This is a genomic window from Ruminococcus sp., from assembly GCF_024691275.1.
GTDB lineage: Bacteria > Bacillota > Clostridia > Oscillospirales > Ruminococcaceae > Ruminococcus.
Genome location: NZ_JAILNU010000100.1, coordinates 39,187 through 62,445 on the forward strand (window position 1 = coordinate 39,187; position 23,259 = coordinate 62,445).

The following is a 23,259-nucleotide window of genomic DNA, read 5'->3' on the forward strand; positions in this document are numbered from 1 at the left end:
TGTTATAACTACAAAAGAACATATTTTATTATATATGATTCCGATGAAATTGTCAACACAAATGCGAATATATTTTCGATTTTTGCCCGTAATGTGAAAAGTAAGCGAAAAGGTCACTGCGCAGTTGCTTTATCCTCTAATTTATGTTATAATAAAAAGAATGTTACAATCAAAGGAATGAAGGGCGTAAAAATGGAAGTTTATCTTGATAATGCTGCTACCACAAAGCCTTGCGCGGAAGCTGTTGCGGCGGCTGTGGAAGCAATGACCGAAAAATACGGAAATCCGTCGTCGCTCCACCGTGCCGGACTCAATGCGCAGCTCCTTATGGACGGCGCAAGAAAGGCGATAGCCGACAGCATCGGTGCCGACAGCGGCTGCATATATTTCACTTCGGGAGCTACTGAGAGCAATAACCTTGCACTTCGCGGTGTCTCCGCTGCTTACGGCAGAAAGCGCAAAAAGATCGTTATATCTGCCGTTGAACACGCATCTGTGGAGGAGACTGCTGCTGATCTTGAAGGCAAGGGCTTTGAGGTGGCAAGAGTTTCTCCCCGTGAGGACGGGCGCTATTATGCGGCGGATTTCGTAAATGCCTGCGACGAGGACACCTGCCTTATAAGTATGATGTACGTCAACAACGAGACAGGCTATATACTTCCCGTCAAGGAGACATTTTCGGCGGTAAAGCGCAGATTTCCCGATATCATCACACATACCGACTGTGTGCAGGCGTACATGAAGCTGCCTGTGAAAGCGAGTGCGCTGTGTGCTGATCTCATCTCAATGAGCGGTCACAAGATCCACGGCGGCAAAGGTACAGGAGCTCTTTACATCAAAAAGGGCGTGAGAGTTCTTCCCGTTATCACGGGCGGCAAGCAGGAAAAGGGCATACGCTCGGGTACTGAGAGCGTTCCCATGATAGCAGCCTTCGGTGCGGCTGTCAGGAAGCTTGCTCCCACTATATCGGATCGCTATGACAAAGTCAGCGGACTTAAAGCATATCTGCTTGGAAAGCTTGGCGATATGGAGAATGTTACTGTGAATTCTCCCGAGGACGGCTCACCCTATGTGGTGAATATCTCGGCTGTGGGCAAGCGCTCGGAGATAATGCTCCACTTCCTTGAAAGCAAGGAGATATACGTATCCAGCGGCTCAGCTTGTTCAAAGGGACAGCAGAGCGGAGTTCTCGGACAGTTCGGCATACGTGACAAGCGTGCGGACAGCGCCCTGCGTATCAGCATGACTGCGGAAACTACAGAGGCGGAGCTTGATTTGTTCTGCGAGGCTCTCCGCGAGGGCATGGAAAAGGTAAGAGGCTGACTTTTATGGAGTGGATTGGTCTTATAGCTTTTTCAGTAATTGGTACGCTATTATGGATAGCTTGTTACTGTGTGTCGGCGAATGCGAGGGTAAAAAAGCCGAAAAAGAAGGAAAGTCGCCTAAATTATCTATGTGTCGAATTTTTTATATCGTAACATGGATTATCGGACAGGCTTTTTACTGGAATATGTGTTTTGGCTTCCGAGAATTTGCCAAAAGTAAGTAAGAAAATAATGTTATATATATAATAGTATAGGAGAAGAATATGAAAGAACTGATACTTGTAAAATACGGAGAAATGGCACTGAAAGGTCTCAATAAAAAGACCTTTGAGGATATGCTCATAAAGAACATAAAGCGCAGACTGAAGCCCCTCGGCCGCTTTCAGCTGACCAGCGCTCAGTCTACAACATACATCAAGCCCCTTGATGAGGACATCGACCTCAGTGAAGCTGCGGACGTTGTAGGAAAGATATTCGGTATCGCTACCTATTGCCGCGCCTGCGTATGCGAAAAGGACTTCGAGGACATCTGCAATAAGAGTTACGAGTATCTCGACGAGGTACTGAGCTGTGCAAAGACATTCAAGGTCAACGCAAAGCGCTCCGACAAGGCTTTCCCGATGAAGTCGCCTGAGATATGCATGGAGCTGGGCGGCAAGCTGCTGGATAAGTTCCCGCACCTCACTGTTGACGTTAAGAATCCTGAAGTTACGGTAACTGTTGAGATACGCGACGAGAACGCTTTCGTTCACGCAGAGAATATCAAGGGTGCAGGCGGACTCCCCGTAGGAAGCAGCGGTAAGGCTATGCTGCTCCTTTCAGGCGGTATCGACAGTCCTGTTGCAGGCTATATGATGGCAAAGCGCGGTATCCATATCGCCGCTATACATTATGTTAGCCCTCCGTACACTTCAGACCGCGCACAGCTCAAGGTGGAGCAGCTCTGCCAGAAGCTCACAGACTACTGCGGCGGTATCGCTTTCTACTGCGTACCTTTCACGGAACTTCAGGAGGCTATCAAGGACCACTGTCCCGAGGAGTTCTTTACTATTATAATGAGAAGACTTATGATGGAGATTGCTCAGCGCATCGCTGCCAAGGATAACTGCCTTGCTCTTATCACAGGCGAGAGCGTAGGTCAGGTCGCAAGTCAGACTATGGCAGCTATGGTGTGTACCGACGCTGTGTGCCGCATACCTGTTTTTCGCCCCTGTGTAGGCATGGACAAGACCGAGATAATCGAGATAGCCCGCAAGATCGACACGTTCGATACATCTGTCCTTCCTTATGAGGACTGCTGTACAGTTTTCACTCCCCGTCACCCAAAGGTTAGACCTCAGCTGGCTGACATTGAAAAGGCACAGAACAGCTTCGATTTTGAACCGCTTATACAGAAGGCTGTGGAAAATACGGAGATGAAAGTCTTCAATTATGGAGAATGATTTTAAGTTTTTTACAAAATAAACACATCATTTTTGTGAAAAATCTACTAAAGCAAAGGTGAGTATTTGGTGGTAAGCAGTAAATTTTCCGAATGTCAGACCGAAAAACTTGACAAAACAGTCGCAAATGTTGTAAAATTATTAGAACGGAAGGGTCTGACCATTGCTACAGCTGAAAGCTGCACGGGCGGACTGCTTTCGGAGCTTATAACATCAGTATCGGGTGCATCTGCGGTCTTTGAACTCGGGATATGTACTTATTCCGAAAGGATCAAGACTGAGTTTCTGGGAGTTCCCGCCGAGGTCATACAAGAGTTCGGTGTTGTGAGCGAACAGACTGCTATGAGCATGGTCAGAGGACTGAAAAAATGCTCTGGTGCGGACGTGTGTGTTTCTGTTACGGGTATAGCAGGTCCATCGGGCGGAACTGCTGAAAAGCCTGTGGGAACAGTCTATATCGGCTTCGATATCTGCGGAAGGCAGTTTGTCAGACTGCCCGAGCTGTGGAAGCTGGATAATATGAGCAGAGAGCATATCAGAAGATGTGCGGCTGCTTTTGCGTTCGGCATCATTGAAAAAACGCTGATGGAGGCGAATAGTAACTGATGAGCGATAAATTGACGGATACAAGCTCAGAAGCTCAGCGCAGAGCTGAGAAAATAAAAGCGATCAGACGGTCGATACACAGTGAGGCAGAAGTCGCACCTACGACCTATGATAATAAGACAACAGACAGTGAACGCTCTGAGACTATCGCTGACAGGATCAGAAAGGCAAAGGAAAAGAAAAATTCCACTGCCGAGGATATCCTTGTTGAACTGGATCAGGCGATAGCCTTTGAAAAGGCTGAAGCGGCAAGGTTAGTTGCTGAGAAAGCAGCGGCTGACGCGAAGGAAACTGCCAATGCTGTTCCTGATATCTCGGATATCATCAATGAGATCGAGGCTCGCGCACAAGATGAGCTAAGCGAGATCGCTGATGAGATCACCGAGGACTTCTCCGAGGTTTCGGGCAATCCCGAGGGGGAGATACTCGACCTTACCGAGACATCTGAGGAACAGACAGGCGAAGAATTCCCTGAGGTCGCTGAGATCGAAACAGTTATCCCCGACAAGCAGATCTATGAAGCTCCGCAAACCGAGGAGTTGTCTGCTGAAAAGGCTGAGGATACAGTCGTATTCACTCCTGTGAAGCACATACCCGAGGATAGGACACCGTTAAGTGTAAGGACGGAGGAGAATTCTACGGTTCGTGATGCTCTGGAGGCTGAAAGAGCCGAGCTTCCGCTGAATAATGCAGAGGCTGAGGTTCAGGGCGGCACTGTTAAACCGCATAAAAAAAAGAAAAAGAAGAAGAAAAAATCACTTAAGGAGCGCTTTCTCGGCTTGTTCCCTCAGAAGGGCGACAGCGTGGGCGAGTGCATAAGAAAAGTGGTGTTTCTCTGTTCTATCATCGCTATCGTCGTCTGCAGTTACCTGGTAGGAAGCTACTACTATGACCGCTGGGCAAGCAAGCGAAAGACAGAGGAGATCATCGGTATCTACGAGATATACGATAATACTCCGCCCCACGTCGAGGAAGTCAAGGACGAGGGCGATAAGAGAAAAAAGTATTCGGGTATGCTCGACGGCGCCCGTAAACTCTACGATCTCAACCATGATATCGTCGGAGTTATCAATATCCCTGATACACCTATAAATAATCCTGTTTTGCAGGCTGAGGACAATACCAAATATCTGAACAAAAAGTATGACCTCACCGATAATATAGCAGGTGAGATATTCCTCGATTACCGCAATCACTTCGACGAAGTTGGCGAGGACGGATATCTTAAAGTTCCGAATTCGGATAATCTGGTTATCTACGGACATAATATGCTGGACGAGCAGATGTTCGGTAGCCTTAAATATTACGCATGGAGAGAAAAATATTATGGTGAACACCCTATAATCTATCTCAATTCCAACTATGAAAGATACACATATAAAATATTTGCATTTTTCATTCTTGATGCCGAGGACGAGACCGATACAAAGTTTGACTGCTGGAATACTCTGGACTTTGCCAATGAAAGAGAGTTCTATGATTATGTGAACGAGGCTAAGCGCAGATCTATCAGACTAAATAATGTTGACGTTAAGTACGGCGATCCGCTCATCACACTTTTTACTTGCAATACAAGCCTTCCTGATGATGAAAGAGGTCGTCTTATCATAATGGCAAGACAACTCAGAGAGGGTGAGGATCTGCTTGCTGGTACGCAGGACAGCGTTGCGAATACCAATATCAAGTGGCCTACTATTTATTACGAAGAACACCCTAATGAAATGTATGATCCTAATCAGGAGTTCACTCCTTACGGATAATTGGAGGCAAAAGACAAGCGATGAGCAAAAAAGCAAAGATCATTACAGCCTGCGCCGCTTGTGCGGTCGCTTTGGGACTCGGTTCGTATGTGCTCCTTTTCAATAAGAATAAGGAGTATATTTTAGTACCGGACAACACTAAGGAAACAGTCACAGCTGCTACCGAAGCTGCTGTTGAGCTCCCTGATGACTGGGCTGATAAATATGGATATTCTCCGTCAGCCGCAGGAATGACGGCAAGAGCCAAGTCACTGCTGCGTATAAGTAAAGATATTGTCGGCTGGGTGCAGCTCGACAATACCATGATGGATTATCCTGTCGTTCTCGACCCGGGTGAGGTTCAGGAGAACGACCCGTACTACGGTCCTGATTATTATGTTCCCGATGATTATTACCTTAACCACGATATCGACAGAAGTTACCGTATGGAGGGCGCTATATTTGCCGATTACTGCAATTTTATCGGCAGCGATGATACGCAGCTCTCAGATAATCTGGTGCTTTACGGTCATGCTATGTGGGACGGATCTATGATGGGGGATCTAAGAAAATACCGTATAAATCCTGAGTTCTATTACTCAAGTCCCTTTATAAAGTTTAGCTCTAACTACGGGGACTATGATTATGTTATCTTCACATACCTCATTACGCCAGGAAGTTACAATGCTACGGATTTCCACTACTGGCAGATGGAAGATTTAAATACAGAGGAAGATTTCAATTTCTACATCGACTGCTGCAAGCGCAGCCAGATGATAGATACAGGGGTCGATGTGAAGTACGGCGACAAGCTCATGACGCTCTCTACCTGCTATGCGGACGAGGATAATTCCCGCTTCATAGTCGTGGCAAGAAAGCTCAGAGAGGGCGAGGTCGCAGGAGACTTAAAAACGATCCAGCACACAGAAGCTTATAATCAGGCTCATAAAGATAAAGAAGAAGCCTGAAGACGTTTTTGCTGCCAATGTGCAGCGGTGAGCTGACCTTATGTTTTTAAAAGGAGATTGTTATGAAAATGCAGAAAATGCTTAAACGAGCAGCAGCTGCGGCTTCGGGAGTACTCGTACTCTCAAGTGCAACAAGTATGGCTACTGCGGACAGCTCCACGACGGAGGAAACTACTGCCGTGACTGCTTCAGCAGAAGAAAATACTACAGCTGCGGAAACGGAAGCGGCTTCGGCAGGTACTGCTGATAAAGCAGAAAAAGAGCAGAATATACCTGAGGATTGGGTAAAAGCTGATGTAAGTGAGTACGATTCAAGCCTTACGCTTATCAGTTATGAACTTGCTACGCCTGAAATGGCTAAAGTCGGCGAAACAGCTGATCCATATGCAGGCCTTTCCGAGGAGGAGCGCAAAGCCCTTGAGGAAAATATCGCAAAGAAGAAAAATGCCCTCAAAAAGGGTACACCTACTCTTTCAAAAAATGCTGCAAAGAGCAGAAGTAAAGAGCCGACTGCTGTTGAGCTGAAAACTTCAGGCGCTTTTGTGGGTGATATTCCTGATTCACAGCCGGGACCTGAGGTGAATGCTCAGCCGGGACAGTTCGCGTTCGTGACTTACGGTTGGGGACACGGTGTCGGCATGAGCCAGAATGGTGCCAATTTCTACGCTGCTTATGCGGGCTGGACTTATCAGGATATCCTGTTCCACTATTATCCCGGAACATACCTTATGAATACCGGTATGACCGATGAGGAGGAGCTTACTATTGCTCACCAGCCTGCGGGCGATACCCTCAAGGTCGTATCTGAGATCGTAAACCGCGAAGTGGGCGGAAGCTTCTCATACGAAGCTATTAAGGCTCAGGCTGTTGCTGTATATACTTATATAAAGTATAACGGCGACGATTCCAGAGACCTCAGAGGCAAGGCTAATCCACCGCAGATCGTTATTGATGCCTGCGAGGAGGTCCTTGGCGAGGCACTCTACTTCGAGGATAATTATGCTTTGACTGTGTTCTCTGCTTCGAGCGGCGGATGCTCAGCTAATTGCTACGAGGTCTTCTATGCGGATTATCCGTACCTCAGAAGTGTACCGAGCGATTACGATGCTGCATTTGACCCTCACTGGGGAACAGTTACATATATGGACGCGGCAACTGTGAAGAAAAAGCTGGAAGCAGCTTATCATATCACCCTTTCCGATGATCCCGACAACTGGATACAGCCTGTATATTCAGAAGAAACAGGCTATGTCACAGAGGTCTCCATCGACGGACAGACTACCGCAAAGGGCTATCCGTTCTCAATGATGATGGGACTTAAATCATCAAAATTCAATCTTACATATACACATGATTGACAGCGGCTGATTACCGCAAAAAGATAAAGAACAAAAGGAATAAGTCTTTGGATGCATTACGATTTTTCATTGTATGATAGTATCCGAAGACTTATTTCTCCTTTTTGGGTGATGAAAGGTGATGCCGAGAGGTGAAAAAATCCTTAAAAAACTCCAAAAAGGTGAAAAAAGGTGAAAACTCAGAAAAATATTTAACAATTACAAAAACGTTTGTTTCACTTTGTGCTCACAACTGATTAATCTTTAAACAAAATCGACAAAAAACAGTCGATTTATAGGGCTATAGTTGTGAGAAATTACATCTTGCTTTTCTCCCCGATTAATGATAAAATATGTTTAGGGTGAAAAAAGGTGATTGGATGTGAAATTTTCCAAATTAGGGTGATCGGATCCTAAGAGGTTGTACGAAAGTGAGGCGAAGTTCTATGGCAGATCTGTTATGCGGTACCTACTACCCAAGTATAGATCAGAAAGGCCGAATGAGCTTCCCGACTAAGCTTCGTGAGATCCTCGGACCTGAGTTTTTTCTCTGTCAGGGTCACGATGATTCCTATATCGCCGTATATTCGCCGGAAGCATTTCAGGAGTACTGTGATACTCTTAATTCCATACCCGGTAAGCAGGGCAGCGACATCAGACGTAAGCTCCTTGCAGGTGCAGATAAGCAGACACCTGATAAACAGGGTCGTATCTTCATCACCCAGCAGCTCAGAGACCACGCAGGTATAACCGACGAGGTCGTTGTTATTGGTGCAAACCGCAGAGCTGAAATATGGAATAAGTCAAAATGGGAAGAATTCAACAGTAATATCTCTCAGGAGGAGATCAACAATGTTCTTGCAGGTCTCGTCCTCTGATACGGACGCTTCTGTCTTTGATCCCGATATCTATCGGAACTAAGGAGAGTATTTAATAATGGAATTCAGCCATATACCTGTTATGCTTGAGGAATGTATAGAAGGACTTGCCATTCGTCCTGACGGTGTCTACGTTGACGGTACCGCAGGTGGCGCAGGTCATTCCTCTGCTATCGCTGCCAGATTAAACGAAAATGGCAGGCTCATCGCTCTTGACAGAGACCCCGACGCTGTCGCGGTCGCTACCGAAAGGCTGTCAAAGTACAGCAACGCACGAGTGTTCCACAGGAACTATTCGGAGATAAGAGCGGTTCTCGATGAACTTGATATCGACTATGCCGACGGTATCCTCATGGATCTTGGCGTTTCGTCGTTTCAGCTTGATGAGGGAAGCAGAGGCTTCTCGTATCATACCGACGCTCCTCTCGATATGCGTATGAGCAAGGAGGGAATGAGCGCTGCTGATGTAGTCAATACCTATTCCGAGCAGGAGCTCACAAGGATCATATTCGAGTACGGAGAAGAAAAATTCTCCCGCAGGATAGCGTCGAATATCATCAGAGCAAGAGAAATTGCTCCCATAGAGACAACCTTGCAGCTTGCCGATATCATAAGAGAAAGCGTTCCTCAGAAGGCGCGACGTGAAAAAAACCCTTGTAAAAAGACCTTTCAGGCAATCAGAATCGCCGTAAACGGTGAGTTTGAGCACCTTTCAAAAGGACTTGAAGATGCTTTTTACAGCCTGAGGGCAGGCGGACGGCTTGCAGTTATTACCTTTCATTCCCTTGAGGACAGACTCGTTAAACAAAAGTTTGCCGAGTGGTGCAAGGGCTGTATATGTCCACCGGATTTCCCACAATGTGTATGCGGTCGTAAACCGCAGGGAAAACTTGTAAATAGAAAGCCGTTAGAGGCTAAAGAACAGGAACTCGAAAGAAACAACAGAAGCAGAAGCGCTAAGCTCAGAATAATAGAAAGGAGTGCGGAAAGCAATGGCTGAAAACACTGTACGCTATTATAATGACGAAAGCTACGACGATGTCGATACGGACGAGACAACCGCTATCGACGGCAGTTCGCATAAAGGAACTGAGCAGGAGCATGAGATAGAAGTGAGAAGAAATGAAGCGCGAAGCGGTTCAATATTAATGATCGTTTTCATATCTATGCTTGCAGCCGCACTGCTTGGCTCGGTTATTTATTCGCTTGATAAGCGGAATACAATGTATAACAAGGTTTCCGCTATGAATGATAAGCTATCAAGCGCCGCAGCCGAAAATGTAAGACTCCAGTCTGAACTTGACAGTAAAATGTCCGCTAAGAATATAGAAGAATATGCGGAAAATGTGCTTGGAATGGAAAAGATAGATTCAACACAGATAACATACATCAAGATACAGACAGGCGATGTCGTAACAATTCCAAAACAGAAAAAAGGTATGATAGCGAAAATAAAATCCTTTTTTGACAGCTGTGTGGAATATTTCAGAGGGTAGTACCAATATAAATATATTACATGGACTGCCTGTATAATTAACGAACACTATCGGCAAACAAAAAATATATATAAAGCCGAAGTTATATGTAGAACACGGAGATACAGCGGGTGATCGGAATATCGGAATGACGTTCCCCGAGCTTTGGGCGTTAATAAAGCTCGGGAACGGCTTTCCACGCTTGAATAGCGATAAATCCTTCGTCGTATCAAAACAAAAGGACATCCCAAAAAGAAATAAAAGATGTTCAAAGGCGGGGCACATGAAAACCCTGCCTTTTTATTTTATAGAGAATTTCGCGGAGAGGAAGAATTTCGCAGTGATAAATACAAATCCGTCAAAGGCAATGCGATTCAGGACGAAAGTTGTTATGACAGCTGCTTTCAGCGCATTGTTTGCGGCTGTTGCAGGTAACTTTTTTAAGATATCTGTACTTGATAACAAAAAATATCAGGATATGGCAAACGATCAGCACTTTGGTTCGATAAGCCTTTCAGCTCACAGAGGTGCTATATATGACGCTAATGGCGTTACTCTTGCAAAGAGCGCCACTGTGTATAAGGTGTTTGTCGATCCGAAAAACTTCAACGAGAGCCTTGAAAGTATGCAGAAGCTCATCGACAAGCGCAACCTCGACAAGGCGAACGGTACATATACCCCGTCGTATGACGAGGACGGCAACGAAAAAGGCGTTCTGCCTGCATCATCAGATGCGTTCAAGGAAGAAGCTGCCAATTACCTCGCTTCAAAGCTGGGTGTATCTGCCGATAAGGTGAAAAGAGCCTTCGAGCAGGACAGTCAGTACGTCGTCCTTCAGGATAAGGTCGAAAAGCCCATCGCAGATGAGATAGTGGATTACTTCCTCGATGCAGGTATAGTTGCTGTAAACGTCGAGGAGGACACCAAGCGCTACTATCCTCAGAAGGAGCTTGCAGCTTCTGTCATAGGATTTACGACAGACGATGCCAATGTTGCTTATGGTGTTGAGTCATATTATGATAAGTACCTTGCGGGTATTGACGGCAGAACTGTTTCCGCCAAGGATTCAACAGGTAAGGAGCTGCCTTACAGGTACTCGAAGACCTTCGAGCCTAAGGACGGCTCAGATGTATATCTGACTATTGACAGAGAGATACAGTATATCCTCGAAAAACATCTTCAGGAAATGATACAGGATCACGGTATCAAGAACCGTGCTTGTGCTGTACTTATGAACCCTAAAACAGGTGCTGTTCTCGGAATGGCTACCTATCCGAGCTTCGATATCAATGAACCATCAGAGCTTTCAAGTGATATGCTGCTCAAGAAGGTATTCACCGAGAAGGAGATAGACAATCCGACTGAACAGGACATAAAAAAGTATCTTCCCGAAGCTATTGAGCGTCAGCGCCGAAACAAGTGCATAAGCGAGCGTTACGAACCCGGTTCGGTATTCAAGATAATCACAGCTGCTTCTGCTATTGAGGAAAAAGCTATCGACATAGACACATTCTCGTACTGCTGTAACGGTTTTGAGTTGCTCCCGAACGGTAATGATACCCTCAGGATCAACTGTCATGAGCTTGGAGGTCATGGTATAGAGTCATTCCAGAAAGCACTCACCGATTCGTGCAACCCGTCATTCATGGCAATGGGAAATGCCCTCGGCATAAATAAGTTCCACTACTATTTCGATGCTTTCGGCTTTGAAGAGGCTACGGGTATAGACCTTCCTTATGAAGGAAACGGAATACTTCCTCCGCTCAAAGAAACTAACGGCATACCTGCTATGAACCACATAGACCTTGCCGAGGCTTCTTTCGGACAGTGTGAAACTGTTACCCCGATAGAGCTTATAACAGCTTGCAGCGCTGTTATCAACGGCGGATATCTTCTTCAGCCTTATGTTGTCAGCAAGGTGGTCGACAGCGACGGAAATATCGTCCTCAAAAATGAGCGCACAGTAAGACGACAGGTTATTTCAGAAGATACATCGGCTAAGATGCGCAATGCTCTTCACGAAGTCGTTGAAAAGAATCCTAATGGAAATGTCAACCTCAAGGGTTATGCAATAGGCGGCAAATCGGGTACATCTCAGCGACTCAGTGAGCTGAACAACTCTGATTCCGCAAATAACAAGGAAGACGCAAATACAATGGAATACGGTGCGTCATACATCTGCTTTACACCTGCGGATGATCCCGAACTGATACTCCTTGTGCTTGGTGATATGCCTGACAACAGACCTGACCGTTATTACGGAAGCTTCGTTGCAGTTCCTTGTGCGAAGGATATACTCACAGATGTGCTCCAGTACCTGGACAAGAGCCCTGAGTATAACGAGAAGGAGCTTGAAAACCTCGATATAAAGGTGCCTCTCATAAAGGGCGCATCAATAGATGAAGCAAAAAGACAGCTCATGGAAAAGGGTGTGCTTGAAGAGAACATCATTGTTAAGGGCAGCGGAATTGAGGTAATTGAACAGTCGCCGCAGACAGGTAAGTATATCTCCAAGGACGGAATGGTATACTTGTATACAGAGAAGGGCAATACTTCAGAAATGGTATCTGTTCCTGATTTCTCATACTACTCGCCGGCTGCGCTGGATCAGGCGATATATGAATATGAGCTGAATTATCTGGTCAAAACTGCAATAACAGGGCAGGAAGACGCTTACGTCAAGAGCCAGAGCATAGCTCCCGGAACTATGGTGCCAAAGGGTACGACTATTGAATTTGAGTTCCAGCTGCAATTGTTCAACGACTGATATACTTTTAAATATAAAGACAGGAGGCAGACAAAAATGAAATTACGCGATCTTATAGAAAATAACGCCGTTACTGCAATTGGTGATATTGAAATAAGCTCCGTGACCGATGATACGCGCAAGGTGACTGAGGGCAGCCTCTTTGTCTGCGTAAAGGGCGGAAGCTTTGACGGTCATACCGCAGCTGCGGAAATGCTCGAAAAGGGTGCGGCAGCGGTCGTGTGCGAGCGTGACCTCGGACTGGGAGACCGCCAGATAATCACAGACAATTCAAGAAAGCTCTACGGACAGATATGCTCCGCATGGTTCGGACACCCCGAACGCAAACTGAAAATGATAGGCGTTACAGGTACTAACGGTAAGACTACCATTACTAATGTTATAAAGCATATCCTCATGAAGAACGGTCACAAGACAGGTCTTGTGGGAACTATACAGAATGAGATCGGCAATGAGGTCGTCCATACCGATAATACCACACCTATGGCTTACGACTTCATGCAGCTTCTCGCAAAAATGGCTGATGCAGGCTGCGAGTATGTGGTAATGGAGGTATCCTCCTTCGGACTGTGCCAGTACAGGATAGGCGCTTCATATTTCGATATTGCGGTGTTCACTAACCTTACTCAGGATCACCTCGACTATCACAAGGATATGGAGGAATACTATCAGGCAAAGAAGATGCTGTTCGATATCTGTGATACGGCAATTATCAATGCAGATGATGACTACGGCAGAAGACTTTACGGTGAAGTTGACTGTAAAAAGCTCAGCTTCAGCGTCAGGGAAAATGCGGATTTTTATGCAGACGGCATAAAGATAAAGTCAACAGGTTCCAGCTTCTGGTTCTGCAGCGGTGATAAGTCTCACCTTATCAAGGTGAGAATGCCGGGACTGTTCAATGTCTCGAATATAACGGCTGCAATAGCAGCCTGCCTTGAAGCAGGTCTTAGTATCGACAATATTATCCCCGCTGTTGAAGAGTACAACGGCGTGAAGGGAAGATGTGAAGTCATTCCGACAGGCAGAGATTTTACCGTTATCTGTGACTATGCTCATACTCCCGATGCAATTGAGAATATTCTTCGCAGCGTTAAGGAGTATACGGAAAATGACCTGATCTGCCTTTTCGGCTGCGGCGGAAACCGCGATGCTGCAAAGCGCCCGAAAATGGCAAGAGCAGCAGCAAAATATGCCGATAAGCTCATCGTTACCTCGGATAATCCGCGAAATGAAGACCCCGATGCCATTATCAGGGACATTCTTGCGGGTCTTGAAGGACAGCAGGTCAACTATGATGTTGTAACCGACAGAAGAGAAGCTATATATCATGCCTTGAAAATTGCTGAGAAAGGTGATATAATAGTACTTGCGGGCAAGGGACATGAGGATTATCAGATACTTGCCGGCATGGAGCATATCCACTTCGATGAGCGCGAAGTGGTTGCCGATGGTCTTAAATTGCTCGATAAATAAAAAACTGGAGTTGTTATATTAAAATGTCTTTCTGGGTAATTAATCTTGTCACAGCACTTCTTTCATTCGTGATAGCAGGAGTTTCGGGTATATTCCTTGTACCGTTCCTGCATAAGATAAAATTCGGTCAGCCTATCAAGACTGAGGACGGCCCTAAGTGGCACGCCAAAAAACAGGGAACTCCCACAATGGGCGGCTTCATGTTCATAATCTCAACGATCATAACCGCTATTGCAGGATACTGGATATACAGGTGGAAAACAGGGATAGATACCACTGACAGCGAAAGCTTCAAGATGTTCTACCGCCTTCTCAGCTGTATAATATTTGCCGCTTCATTCGGATTCCTCGGATTTATTGATGACTATAAAAAGGTTGCCCAGAAGAAAAATGACGGTCTTACACCGTGGCAGAAAATAGCCATACAGGTAATATGCGGCGGAGGGTTCCTCTTTGCGATAAGATACTTTGGAGATAAGTCAACAAAAATCGACTTAGGTTTCTGGAGTACGCCTTCCCTGGGGATATTCTACTATATCCTTATGATGCTTGTGATAATATACCTTACAAATGCGGTTAATCTCACAGACGGAGTTGATGGTCTGTGCGGTTCGGTAACATTTGTGGCTATGCTGATATTCACAGTATGCTGCTCGATACTCAAACAGAATGAGATGACCTGCTATACCATGGCACTGGCAGGAGGCTGCCTTGGCTTCCTCCTGTGGAACCTCAACCCTGCAAAATGCTTCATGGGCGATACGGGTTCTATGTTCCTCGGCGCTTCTGTTACAGCTATCAGTCTTATTCTTCATAAGCATCTGCTTATGATACTTGTTGCTCTTGTTTACATCATCGAGGCACTCTCCGTTGTTATACAGGTAAGCTACTTCAAGTATACAAAGAAGAAGTACGGAGAGGGCAGACGTATATTCAAGATGACTCCTATCCACCACCATTTTGAAATGAGCGGATTCAGTGAGTACAAAATAGTGATAACTTTTTCGCTCTGCGGCATTATTTTCGGAGTTCTGGGAATAATTACACTGCTGGCATTCTGATGAAGATACATTAAGTCAGACCATAAGGAGGAAAAATGGCTGCAAGCAATACTGAAAATAAAAAGCGTCCTGTATTCAGAAACGTGGTTTCCGGAGGCAGACGCGGAGATATAAGTCTGTCATTCTTTGCTTATGTAATGATACTGCTTGTAGTCGGTATCGTTATGATGTCCTCGGCAAGCTATGCGTGGGCATACAGTGAGCACGGCGGTGACGGACTGTACTATGCTAAGAATCAGGCGAAGAATGCTGTTATCGGCTTCATCGCTATGATTTTTTTCATGAGACTGGATTATCACAATTTCAAGAACCTGAAAATACCTATGCTGAAAAAACTGAATATTGCAAGCCTGTTTTATATCATAGGAGCTGTGCTGCTTATAGCCGTTCTTCTTATCGGTAACGATGAGGGCGGTTCTATGGGAGCTCGCCGCTGGATAGACATAGGCCCGCTCAACCTTCAGCCTTCTGAGGTGGCAAAGCTGGCACTTATCATATTCTTTGCCTACAGCATGGAGCGCGACGGAAAGAAAATGGATACCTTTATGACAGGTGTTGTGAAATATGCCTGCATCATGGGCTTGTATGTGCTGCTCATAGCGCTTGAAAGGCACATTTCAGGTATCATGCTTATCGGCACCATAGCGGTTGCAATGATGCTCTGCGGCGGTGTCAACAGGAAACATTTCATTGCACTGGGCGCAAGTGCGATCGGTCTTGCGATAGCGTATGTCTCGTGGCAGGCGCAGATTCCCGGAAGTTACGTAAGTGTGCGTATAAAGTCATGGGATAATCCGTTCGCTGATAAGCTGGGCGATACATGGCAGACTGCAAACTCACTCATCGCTATTGGTTCGGGCGGACTTTTCGGTCTCGGTCTCGGAAACTCACGTCAGAAGTATCTCTATCTCCCTGAGACAAAGAACGACTTCGTTTTCCCTATAGTTTGCGAGGAGCTTGGCTATGTGGGAGCACTGGCGATAATTATTGTATTCTTCCTTCTCGTTGTGGAAGGTTATTCTATAGCTGTACGCTGCAAGGATCGTTTCGGTATGCTCATCGCTGTTGGTATCACTACACAGATAGGCATACAGACAGTTCTTAACCTTGCCGTTGTCAGCAATCTGATACCTAATACCGGTATCAGTCTGCCGTTTTTCAGCTACGGCGGTACTGCACTTATAATGCAGCTTGCAGAAATGGGCATAATGTTGAATATCTCACAGCACAGGTATTATCCTGATGAAAAGCCCAAGATCCAAAAGAAGAAAAGGCAGAAGCAGATAAATGAAGCTGAGCCAAAAGGAGCATAAGTATGAGAGTACTCATTGCCTGCGGCGGAACAGGCGGACATATCAACCCAGGTCTTGCGATAGCAGATATTATCAAGAAAAAATATCCCGATACAGAGTTCCTTTTTGCAGGAACTCCAAAGGGCATGGAGGCAAAACTTGTGCCGAAAGCAGGATATAAGCTTGAAACTATCAAGGTCGCAGGCTTTCAGAGAAAGATCTCTCTTGAGAATATCGGAAGAAACGCAAAGGCTGTCGCTTATCTTGTCACATCAGGCAGGAGAGCTGCGCAGATTATTGAGAACTTCAAACCCGATATCGCTATCGGTACAGGCGGATATGCAGCAGGTCCCGTTATCAGAAAGGCTGCAAGAATGGGAATACCTACGGCTATCCATGAGCAGAATGCGTACCCCGGCGTAACGAATAAGCTGCTTTCAAAAGAAGTGGACTATGTTATGCTCACGGTTAAGGAAGCGCTGAAATTTATGGACAAGAGCAAGTTCGAGTACAGCGTTACAGGTCTCCCCGTAAGAAGCAATATCAATACTATGAGCCGAGAGGAAGCACGTAAGAAGCTGGGCTTCGATGACAGCTTCACTATACTTTCGTTCGGCGGCAGTCTGGGTGCAGGCTGTATAAACGAGACCATGACCGAGGTCATAAAGTGGCACGTCGGCAAGGGACTCAACATAAATCATATCCACGGCTACGGCGGAATGGGCAAGGATACTTTCCCGCAGGCTATGCAGGAAGCAGGTATACCGCTCAAATCAGACAGACTTCGTATCACCGAGTACATAAATGATATGGACGTTTGTCTTGCAGCAGCAGACCTCGTTATATGCCGTTCGGGAGCTTCAACTCTTGCAGAGCTTGAAGCGGCAGGAAAGGCTTCCATACTTATCCCATCGCCGATCGTTGCAGGAAACCATCAGTACCACAATGCTATGGTGCTTGGAAATGCAGGGGCAGCTGTAGTCATCGAGCAGAAAGATGTTACCAATGATCGCATGATAGCCGAGATTGAAAAGCTCTACGGCGATCAGCCAAAGATAAAGGCAATGTCGGAAAGCGCTGCAAAGCTTCACCTTACCGATACCAACGAAAGAATACTTGCTGTAATTGAAAAGCTGTTGAAAAAAGCAAAATAATATGGATATTTTGTTCTGTAATATCAAGGAGTACTCTTTTTATAATGGAGTGTAGGAAAAAGAAGCAAATATCGGCGAAGAGATAAATAATTTCACTTGTTTAAATGGGACGTATTATGGATATGCAGTAGCCCCCGGAAAGGCGAAGATGTTGAATATAGCAATTCGTTTTTCAAATATCTATAACAGGTATAAGATGGATTCTTATGCAGATGATGTTCTTGTTGTATGGTTTGCACACGGAAAAATTGCAGGCTGGTATAAACACGCAAGAGTTTATGAAAATATTCAGACTCTATCCGAGGATACAGGGAGAGTTTATAGTACATACAATATCGTTTCAAGAGAGGCTGTTCTCATTCCTTTAGAACAGCGCGAGTATTGGGGAGTAAAATGGAGATACGTTTACTATCCGACAGATGACAGAGATAGAATTTTTGTTGAACGAGTTTTGGAGTATATAGATAAACATGAAAGATATCTCAGATTTGTCTCTCAGAAAAGCGAAGAAGAACTGAATAATCTTGACGAGAACAGACTTACAGGCGAAGATGTAGAGCATCTTGGCAAGTACCGCAGAAATCAGGAAGCTTTCAGGCGGCAGCTTATACGAAAATACGACGGAAAATGCTGTATATGTCCATGTGGGATTAATATGACGGAAGTGTTAATGGCGAGCCATATCAAGCCTTGGGCGGACAGTGATTGCAACGAAAAGCTCTCATCGTGTAACGGTCTGCTGCTGTGTCCGAATCACGACAAGCTTTTCGACAAGTTCTTGATTTCTTTTGACGACGACGGAAAGATACTTATTTCTGAGAAGCTGAAAAAGAATTCTCCTCATTTGTTCAATATCTCAAAAAATACACGCATAGAAGTTGATGAATCAATGAAACCGTTCTTAGCATTCCACAGAGCTAAGTTTTTTGATAAAAAATAAATAACATGACTAATTTTAAAAAAACATTTACAAACAAAATAATGCTTGACAGCGGCGCTCTTAACGTATATACTGAGGGTAGCGGAAGTGTTACCATTGTTTTTATGTCAGGCAACGGGGTAACTTCTCCTATACTTGAATATAAGCCTGTATATCGCAGAATGTCGCAAAAGTACCGCATAGCTGTCATTGAAAAAGCAGGGTACGGATTCAGCGACAATATGACAACTCCGCGTACTATCGAAAATCTCGTCGGAGATGACAGGGAAGCGCTGAGGAGAGCTGGCATTGAGCCTCCGTATGTGCTCGCTGCACATTCATATTCGGGACTTGAAGCTGTGTACTGGGCGAATACTTACCCCAATGAGGTGAAAGCTCTGCTGAGCATGGATATGGGAATTCCAGATTATGCGCTGTTACAGGCAGATGAAGTTCCTGATGATAAGCGTGACAAGCTGCTTGAAAGATATCACAGATTCTTGAAACGGGTGGCTAAAGACGGCATTATTGCAAGACTTGTGAGAAATAAAGCCGAGAATGTCTCGGGACTGCTCACAGGAAATGCACTGACAGATGACGAAAAAAAACTCTACCGCAGCCTTTTCTATCAGAATATCGCAAACCGCGAATTCGTTGAGGAATCGCGGCAGATGACCTATAATGCGAGAAAAGCAGTCGAAACAGGTGCTTTGAAGTGTCCGTGCTGCTTTTTTATAAGCGATATGAAGGGAATGAGCAAAAAAATATCATGGCGGCAGGCAGGACTGGACTATGCCGAAAAATGCGGCGGAGAGGTCCATCTGTCCGATAAGGGGCATATGATGTATGCTTTTATTCCCGATGAAATGTCGGAAACTTTCGATAAATTCCTTGAAGCACACGACATAGGTGTGCAGTAACATATATACCTTCCACGGCATACAATACATAAAAATGCTGTGGGGTGGTATAATGCAGAAATTTATAATAGAGGGCGGTAAAAGTCTGAGAGGTGAGCTTCCGCTTCAGGGCAGCAAAAACAGTTCGCTGCCTATAATGGCGGCAACACTGCTTAGCTGCGGCGAAAGTACGCTGCACAGCTGTCCTCAGCTGACCGATGTTTATGCAGCGGCGCGGATCCTTAACTGCGTGGGCTGCAAATGTTCTTTTTCGGGAAATACAGCGGTAATTGATTCAGCTGTGATCGAAAAAACAGAGATATCAGAGCAGCTTATGCGTGAAATGCGCTCTTCCATTATCTTTATGGGAGCTATGCTCGGAAGGGCAGGCGAGTGCGTGGTCAGCGTCCCTGGAGGGTGTGAGCTCGGACCACGCCCAATTGATATGCATCTTGCGGCTCTTGGAAAAATGGGGGTCGATATCCACGAGAGCGGCGGCAGGATCATTTGCAGGATCGCATCAGGCAGGGCGAAAGGCGCAAAGATATCACTTGCTTTCCCGTCTGTGGGGGCGACAGAGAATATCATTCTCTGTGCGGTAACTGCCGACGGCGAGACCGTCATAAATAATGCTGCCCGTGAGCCTGAGATATGCGATCTGTGTGGATTTCTCAGGAAGTGCGGAGCTGAGATAAAAGGCGACGGAGAAAGCCGCATAGTTATAAAAGGAAAAAAACAGCTTCACGGCTGTGAATATAAAATAATGTCCGACAGGATCGTTGCGGCAACATATCTCTCGATGGTGGCAGCCGCAAAAGGTGAGATCATACTTACAAATGCCTGCGTCCCCGAAACCGAGCCGTTCTTATCAGTGCTTGAGCAGACGGGGTGCAGTATTTATATGTCTGACAACAGGATATACCTGCGAAGCGGTTCGCGGCTGAAGGCTGTCAGGGAAAGGATAAGGACTATGCCTCACCCGGGATTCCCGACAGATGCACAGGCTGTACTTATGGCAGCACTTGCTGCCGCTGACGGAACGAGCATTTTCGAGGAGAATATCTTTGACTGCCGTTACCGTCATGCCGATGCTCTCATAAAAATGGGAGCCGATATTCAGGTGCTTGGAAAAGTAGCTGTTGTAAAGGGCAGAGAAAAGCTTCACGGAGCAAATGTTCAGGCAACTGACCTGAGAGGCGGTGCCGCAATGGTCATCGCTGCACTGAGTGCAGAGGGAGCTTCCGAAATTACCCGAATATGTCATATCGACAGGGGCTATGAAAAAATGGAGTATGCCGTAAGACTTCTCGGCGGTGAAATGCGCCGCGTCTGAGGCAGAAGGATTTGGAGTAAATATGAAAGATGTCGAAAAAACAAATGTCGAAAGGCTGAACAGCCGTAAAAGGATAAGACGGCGCAAAAGAATGATGAATGTATACGGACTCGTTGTTATACTTCTTGTTCTGACCGCAGGTATTACAATAAGCTATACATTCCTGTTCAATATCAACGAGATACGTGTTTCGGGAGAATCGGATATGTACTCGGCTGAGGAGATAGTTACGGCTTCAGGCATAAAAGAGGGGGATAATCTGCTGCGGCTCGATGCAAAAAAGAGCGAACAGCGTATCCTCGATGAGCTCTTATATGTTGAGACAGCAAAGGTGGACAGAGATTTTCCGTCATCACTTGAAATAACTGTTAGCCGCTGTATCCCCGCATTCAACGTCAATTACGGAGAGGGAACTCTTCTCGTAAGCAAAAAAGGTAAGATCCTTGCGGACAACGGATTCATTACCGACGGCCTTCCTATTATATATGGCTTTGATCCCGCAGATACTTCGGCAGGAAAAACTATCGAGTCGCTGAATACCCATAAGAATGAGGCGTTTCAGGCTATAATAAGCACTCTGTCATCAAAAAACGACGACAAGATCTCAACAGTTGATATGAGCGATGAACATTCCATTATAGTCAATTACAAGAATGGCATCATCTTCAAAATGGGCAACTGGAGCGATGTGGAATACAAGCTCAATCTTGCCGAGACAGTAATGAATGAGGACTACGTCAAGGGTAAGAAAGGCTATCTCAGAATGATCGGATCGAATCAGTGCAGCTTCAGAATGACCGACGGACCTGTTATTACAGCAGGTAAGACTGAAACAACAACTCAGCCCCTTACCGATGCTAACGGCAACCCTATCGCCAAGGGCGAGCAGAATCCCGATCAGGAAGCAATTTTTGACCGCGCAAATAAGCGTGAGGACACGACAACAACGGAAGCGAATGCGTATAATGATTCAAATAATGCATACGATAACTACGACGACGGCAGCCAGTGGCAGGACAACAGCGGAAACGCCGATTATAGCGGACAAAACAGCTATGATGACGGCTCATATCCGCAGTGGTGACAAAATTAAAAATGTACAAATCATATAGTTGCTACTGCTCATTATTGTTTAATTCGCTGAAAATAAAAAATGTTTTATTTGCACTTGAAAAAAATGCATCAGTATGCTAAAATATAAAGTGTATTTATAGGTTAATATATAAATTTAGATGATTTATAAGGATAATAAACAGTAGGAGGAGTTCAAATGTCAGATTTCAATTATGAGGAAACACTCGAACCCGATGTTAATATAAAGGTTATTGGTGTTGGCGGCGGCGGCGGAAACGCTGTAAACTGCATGGTGGATTCGGGTGTCAATAATATAGAGTATATCGCAATAAATACAGACGCAAAGGCTCTTAATAAATCAAAGGCTACAACAAGGATACCGATCGGTGCTAAGCTCACAAAGGGCAGAGGCGCAGGCAACAGACCTGAGGTCGGTCAGCGCAGCGCTGAGGAGAACCGCGACGAGATCGAGACACACCTCAAGGGTGCTGATATGATCTTCATTACAGCAGGTATGGGCGGCGGAACAGGTACAGGTGCTGCTCCTGTAGTTGCTAAGATAGCTAAGGAAATGGATATTCTTACTGTTGCTGTTGTTACTAAGCCTTTCCTCTTTGAGAGAGAGCAGAAAATGGCTCAGGCTGAGAAAGGTATCGCTGAACTCAGAAAGTATGTTGACTCCCTTATTGTTATCCCTAATGAGAGGCTTCTCGTAGGTCTTGACAAGCCGCTTACAATGATACAGTCATTCGCACTTGCTGATGACGTTCTCAAGACAGGTGTAAAGAGCATTTCTGATCTGATCGTTGAGGAAGGTTACATAAACCTCGACTTCGCAGACGTATCTACTATCATGAAGGATGCAGGCTATGCTCACATGGCTATCGGTCACGGTACAGGTAAGGATAAGGCAAGAGATGCTGCAAATGCTGTTATCTCCAGCCCGCTTCTTGAAACATCTATCTCAGGCGCTAAGAGACTCCTCATCAATATCGCAATGTCTGAGGATATCCTTTCATCTGATGTTGATGCAGCTACAAAGATGATCACAGATACTGCTGCTGAGGGCGTTGAGTTCATCTTCGGTACAGCATTCAAGGAAGATATGCAGGACGAGATGACTATCACTGTTATTGCAGCAGGATTTGACGATGACGATATCGTATCAGATGCAGCAGCTGCTGAAGAAGCTCATGAAGAGGACGTTATCCCGATAGACAATCCTCTTATCGACGGTCTTGGCTTCGGCGGAAGCGCTCCACAGAGACCTGCACAGCCTTCTTCAAGTCAGGATTATGATCTTGATGATATCTTCAAGATGCTTGGCAACTAATAAATAAGCATATAGCGGTCCGAATGGACCGCTTTTTTGTTGCGCGTACATTTTTTCAATGTCGTCGGCGTATGCACATCATACTTTTTTAAATGATATATGAAAAAAATATATTGTAAATTGATTGTATATTTCAAGAGTGTGATTAAATATATTGAAATTACTGTTTTTAGTAAAGAGA

At 45.4% G+C, this 23,259-nt stretch carries 19 protein-coding genes and 1 pseudogene; all 20 read left to right on the forward strand.

The annotated features are described in order from the left end of the window. Window positions 1–192: 192 nt before the first annotated feature. Window positions 193–1,323: a cysteine desulfurase family protein gene (locus K6G33_RS12170; RefSeq protein WP_296779861.1), complete on the forward strand. Its 1,131-nt coding sequence runs from the start codon at window positions 193–195 to the stop codon at window positions 1,321–1,323. Between the two features lie 265 nt (window positions 1,324–1,588). Beyond that, window positions 1,589–2,767 (forward strand): tRNA uracil 4-sulfurtransferase ThiI, encoded by a 1,179-nt coding sequence (thiI, locus tag K6G33_RS12175; RefSeq protein WP_296779863.1) that lies wholly within the window; start codon window positions 1,589–1,591, stop codon window positions 2,765–2,767. 69 nt (window positions 2,768–2,836) lie between these two features. Next, window positions 2,837–3,373: a CinA family protein gene (locus K6G33_RS12180; protein WP_296779866.1), complete on the forward strand. Its 537-nt coding sequence runs from the start codon at window positions 2,837–2,839 to the stop codon at window positions 3,371–3,373. Then, window positions 3,373–5,133: a class B sortase gene (gene srtB, locus K6G33_RS12185; protein WP_296779868.1), complete on the forward strand. Its 1,761-nt coding sequence runs from the start codon at window positions 3,373–3,375 to the stop codon at window positions 5,131–5,133. The genes K6G33_RS12180 and srtB overlap by 1 nt, the downstream gene beginning before the upstream one ends. Before the next feature lie 20 nt (window positions 5,134–5,153). Further along, a complete protein-coding gene (locus K6G33_RS12190) occupies window positions 5,154–6,080 on the forward strand; it encodes a class B sortase (protein WP_296779871.1) in 927 nt (308 codons plus the stop codon). 617 nt (window positions 6,081–6,697) lie between these two features. Further along, window positions 6,698–6,802 (forward strand): annotated as a pseudogene (locus K6G33_RS12195) (stage II sporulation protein D); the annotation flags it as partial. Window positions 6,803–6,820: 18 nt separating this feature from the next. Further along, the gene (locus K6G33_RS12200) at window positions 6,821–7,438 is read left to right on the forward strand and encodes a SpoIID/LytB domain-containing protein (protein WP_296779999.1); all 618 of its coding nucleotides are present in this window, start codon (window positions 6,821–6,823) and stop codon (window positions 7,436–7,438) included. 425 nt (window positions 7,439–7,863) lie between these two features. After that, window positions 7,864–8,295, forward strand: a complete 432-nt coding sequence (locus K6G33_RS12205; RefSeq protein ID WP_173450554.1) for a division/cell wall cluster transcriptional repressor MraZ — start codon at window positions 7,864–7,866, stop codon at window positions 8,293–8,295. A gap of 58 nt (window positions 8,296–8,353) precedes the next feature. After that, on the forward strand, window positions 8,354–9,295 hold the full coding sequence (gene rsmH / locus K6G33_RS12210) for a 16S rRNA (cytosine(1402)-N(4))-methyltransferase RsmH (protein WP_296779875.1): 942 nt from the start codon (window positions 8,354–8,356) through the stop codon (window positions 9,293–9,295). Continuing rightward, complete coding sequence (locus K6G33_RS12215) at window positions 9,288–9,791, forward strand: hypothetical protein (protein WP_296779877.1); 504 nt, start codon at window positions 9,288–9,290, stop codon at window positions 9,789–9,791. Before rsmH ends, K6G33_RS12215 begins: the two co-directional genes overlap by 8 nt. Window positions 9,792–10,110: 319 nt before the next feature. After that, a complete protein-coding gene (locus K6G33_RS12220; protein WP_296779880.1) occupies window positions 10,111–12,537 on the forward strand; it encodes a penicillin-binding transpeptidase domain-containing protein in 2,427 nt (808 codons plus the stop codon). A gap of 36 nt (window positions 12,538–12,573) precedes the next feature. Further along, window positions 12,574–14,013, forward strand: coding sequence for a UDP-N-acetylmuramoyl-L-alanyl-D-glutamate--2,6-diaminopimelate ligase (locus K6G33_RS12225; protein WP_296779882.1), 1,440 nt, complete (start codon window positions 12,574–12,576; stop codon window positions 14,011–14,013). Window positions 14,014–14,036: 23 nt separating this feature from the next. Further along, window positions 14,037–15,074 carry a phospho-N-acetylmuramoyl-pentapeptide-transferase gene (gene mraY / locus K6G33_RS12230; protein WP_296779885.1) on the forward strand — a complete coding sequence of 346 codons (1,038 nt, stop codon included), beginning with the start codon at window positions 14,037–14,039 and terminating at the stop codon, window positions 15,072–15,074. 35 nt (window positions 15,075–15,109) lie between these two features. Next, window positions 15,110–16,387, forward strand: coding sequence for an FtsW/RodA/SpoVE family cell cycle protein (locus K6G33_RS12235; RefSeq protein WP_296779887.1), 1,278 nt, complete (start codon window positions 15,110–15,112; stop codon window positions 16,385–16,387). Window positions 16,388–16,389: 2 nt separating this feature from the next. Next, window positions 16,390–17,520 carry an undecaprenyldiphospho-muramoylpentapeptide beta-N-acetylglucosaminyltransferase gene (gene murG, locus K6G33_RS12240; RefSeq protein ID WP_296779889.1) on the forward strand — a complete coding sequence of 377 codons (1,131 nt, stop codon included), beginning with the start codon at window positions 16,390–16,392 and terminating at the stop codon, window positions 17,518–17,520. Window positions 17,521–17,668: 148 nt separating this feature from the next. Beyond that, complete coding sequence (locus K6G33_RS12245) at window positions 17,669–18,460, forward strand: HNH endonuclease (RefSeq protein ID WP_296779890.1); 792 nt, start codon at window positions 17,669–17,671, stop codon at window positions 18,458–18,460. 5 nt (window positions 18,461–18,465) lie between these two features. Next, a complete protein-coding gene (locus tag K6G33_RS12250; protein WP_296779892.1) occupies window positions 18,466–19,359 on the forward strand; it encodes an alpha/beta hydrolase in 894 nt (297 codons plus the stop codon). 52 nt (window positions 19,360–19,411) lie between these two features. Then, window positions 19,412–20,671: a UDP-N-acetylglucosamine 1-carboxyvinyltransferase gene (murA, locus tag K6G33_RS12255; protein ID WP_296779894.1), complete on the forward strand. Its 1,260-nt coding sequence runs from the start codon at window positions 19,412–19,414 to the stop codon at window positions 20,669–20,671. Between the two features lie 22 nt (window positions 20,672–20,693). After that, window positions 20,694–21,755 carry an FtsQ-type POTRA domain-containing protein gene (locus K6G33_RS12260; protein WP_296779897.1) on the forward strand — a complete coding sequence of 354 codons (1,062 nt, stop codon included), beginning with the start codon at window positions 20,694–20,696 and terminating at the stop codon, window positions 21,753–21,755. Window positions 21,756–21,941: 186 nt separating this feature from the next. Further along, window positions 21,942–23,078, forward strand: coding sequence for a cell division protein FtsZ (gene ftsZ, locus K6G33_RS12265; RefSeq protein WP_296779900.1), 1,137 nt, complete (start codon window positions 21,942–21,944; stop codon window positions 23,076–23,078). The last annotated feature ends 181 nt before the right edge of the window (window positions 23,079–23,259 follow it).

Coding starts and splice junctions, on each gene's coding strand:
- K6G33_RS12170 (WP_296779861.1), top strand. CDS start 193: ATGGAAGTTTATCTTGATAATGCTGCTACCACAAAGCCTTGCGCGGAA.
- thiI (WP_296779863.1), top strand. CDS start 1,589: ATGAAAGAACTGATACTTGTAAAATACGGAGAAATGGCACTGAAAGGT.
- srtB (WP_296779868.1), top strand. CDS start 3,373: ATGAGCGATAAATTGACGGATACAAGCTCAGAAGCTCAGCGCAGAGCT.
- K6G33_RS12190 (WP_296779871.1), top strand. CDS start 5,154: ATGAGCAAAAAAGCAAAGATCATTACAGCCTGCGCCGCTTGTGCGGTC.
- K6G33_RS12200 (WP_296779999.1), top strand. CDS start 6,821: ATGACCGATGAGGAGGAGCTTACTATTGCTCACCAGCCTGCGGGCGAT.
- K6G33_RS12205 (WP_173450554.1), top strand. CDS start 7,864: ATGGCAGATCTGTTATGCGGTACCTACTACCCAAGTATAGATCAGAAA.
- rsmH (WP_296779875.1), top strand. CDS start 8,354: ATGGAATTCAGCCATATACCTGTTATGCTTGAGGAATGTATAGAAGGA.
- K6G33_RS12215 (WP_296779877.1), top strand. CDS start 9,288: ATGGCTGAAAACACTGTACGCTATTATAATGACGAAAGCTACGACGAT.
- K6G33_RS12225 (WP_296779882.1), top strand. CDS start 12,574: ATGAAATTACGCGATCTTATAGAAAATAACGCCGTTACTGCAATTGGT.
- mraY (WP_296779885.1), top strand. CDS start 14,037: ATGTCTTTCTGGGTAATTAATCTTGTCACAGCACTTCTTTCATTCGTG.
- K6G33_RS12235 (WP_296779887.1), top strand. CDS start 15,110: ATGGCTGCAAGCAATACTGAAAATAAAAAGCGTCCTGTATTCAGAAAC.
- murG (WP_296779889.1), top strand. CDS start 16,390: ATGAGAGTACTCATTGCCTGCGGCGGAACAGGCGGACATATCAACCCA.
- K6G33_RS12245 (WP_296779890.1), top strand. CDS start 17,669: ATGTTGAATATAGCAATTCGTTTTTCAAATATCTATAACAGGTATAAG.
- K6G33_RS12250 (WP_296779892.1), top strand. CDS start 18,466: ATGACTAATTTTAAAAAAACATTTACAAACAAAATAATGCTTGACAGC.
- murA (WP_296779894.1), top strand. CDS start 19,412: ATGCAGAAATTTATAATAGAGGGCGGTAAAAGTCTGAGAGGTGAGCTT.
- K6G33_RS12260 (WP_296779897.1), top strand. CDS start 20,694: ATGAAAGATGTCGAAAAAACAAATGTCGAAAGGCTGAACAGCCGTAAA.
- ftsZ (WP_296779900.1), top strand. CDS start 21,942: ATGTCAGATTTCAATTATGAGGAAACACTCGAACCCGATGTTAATATA.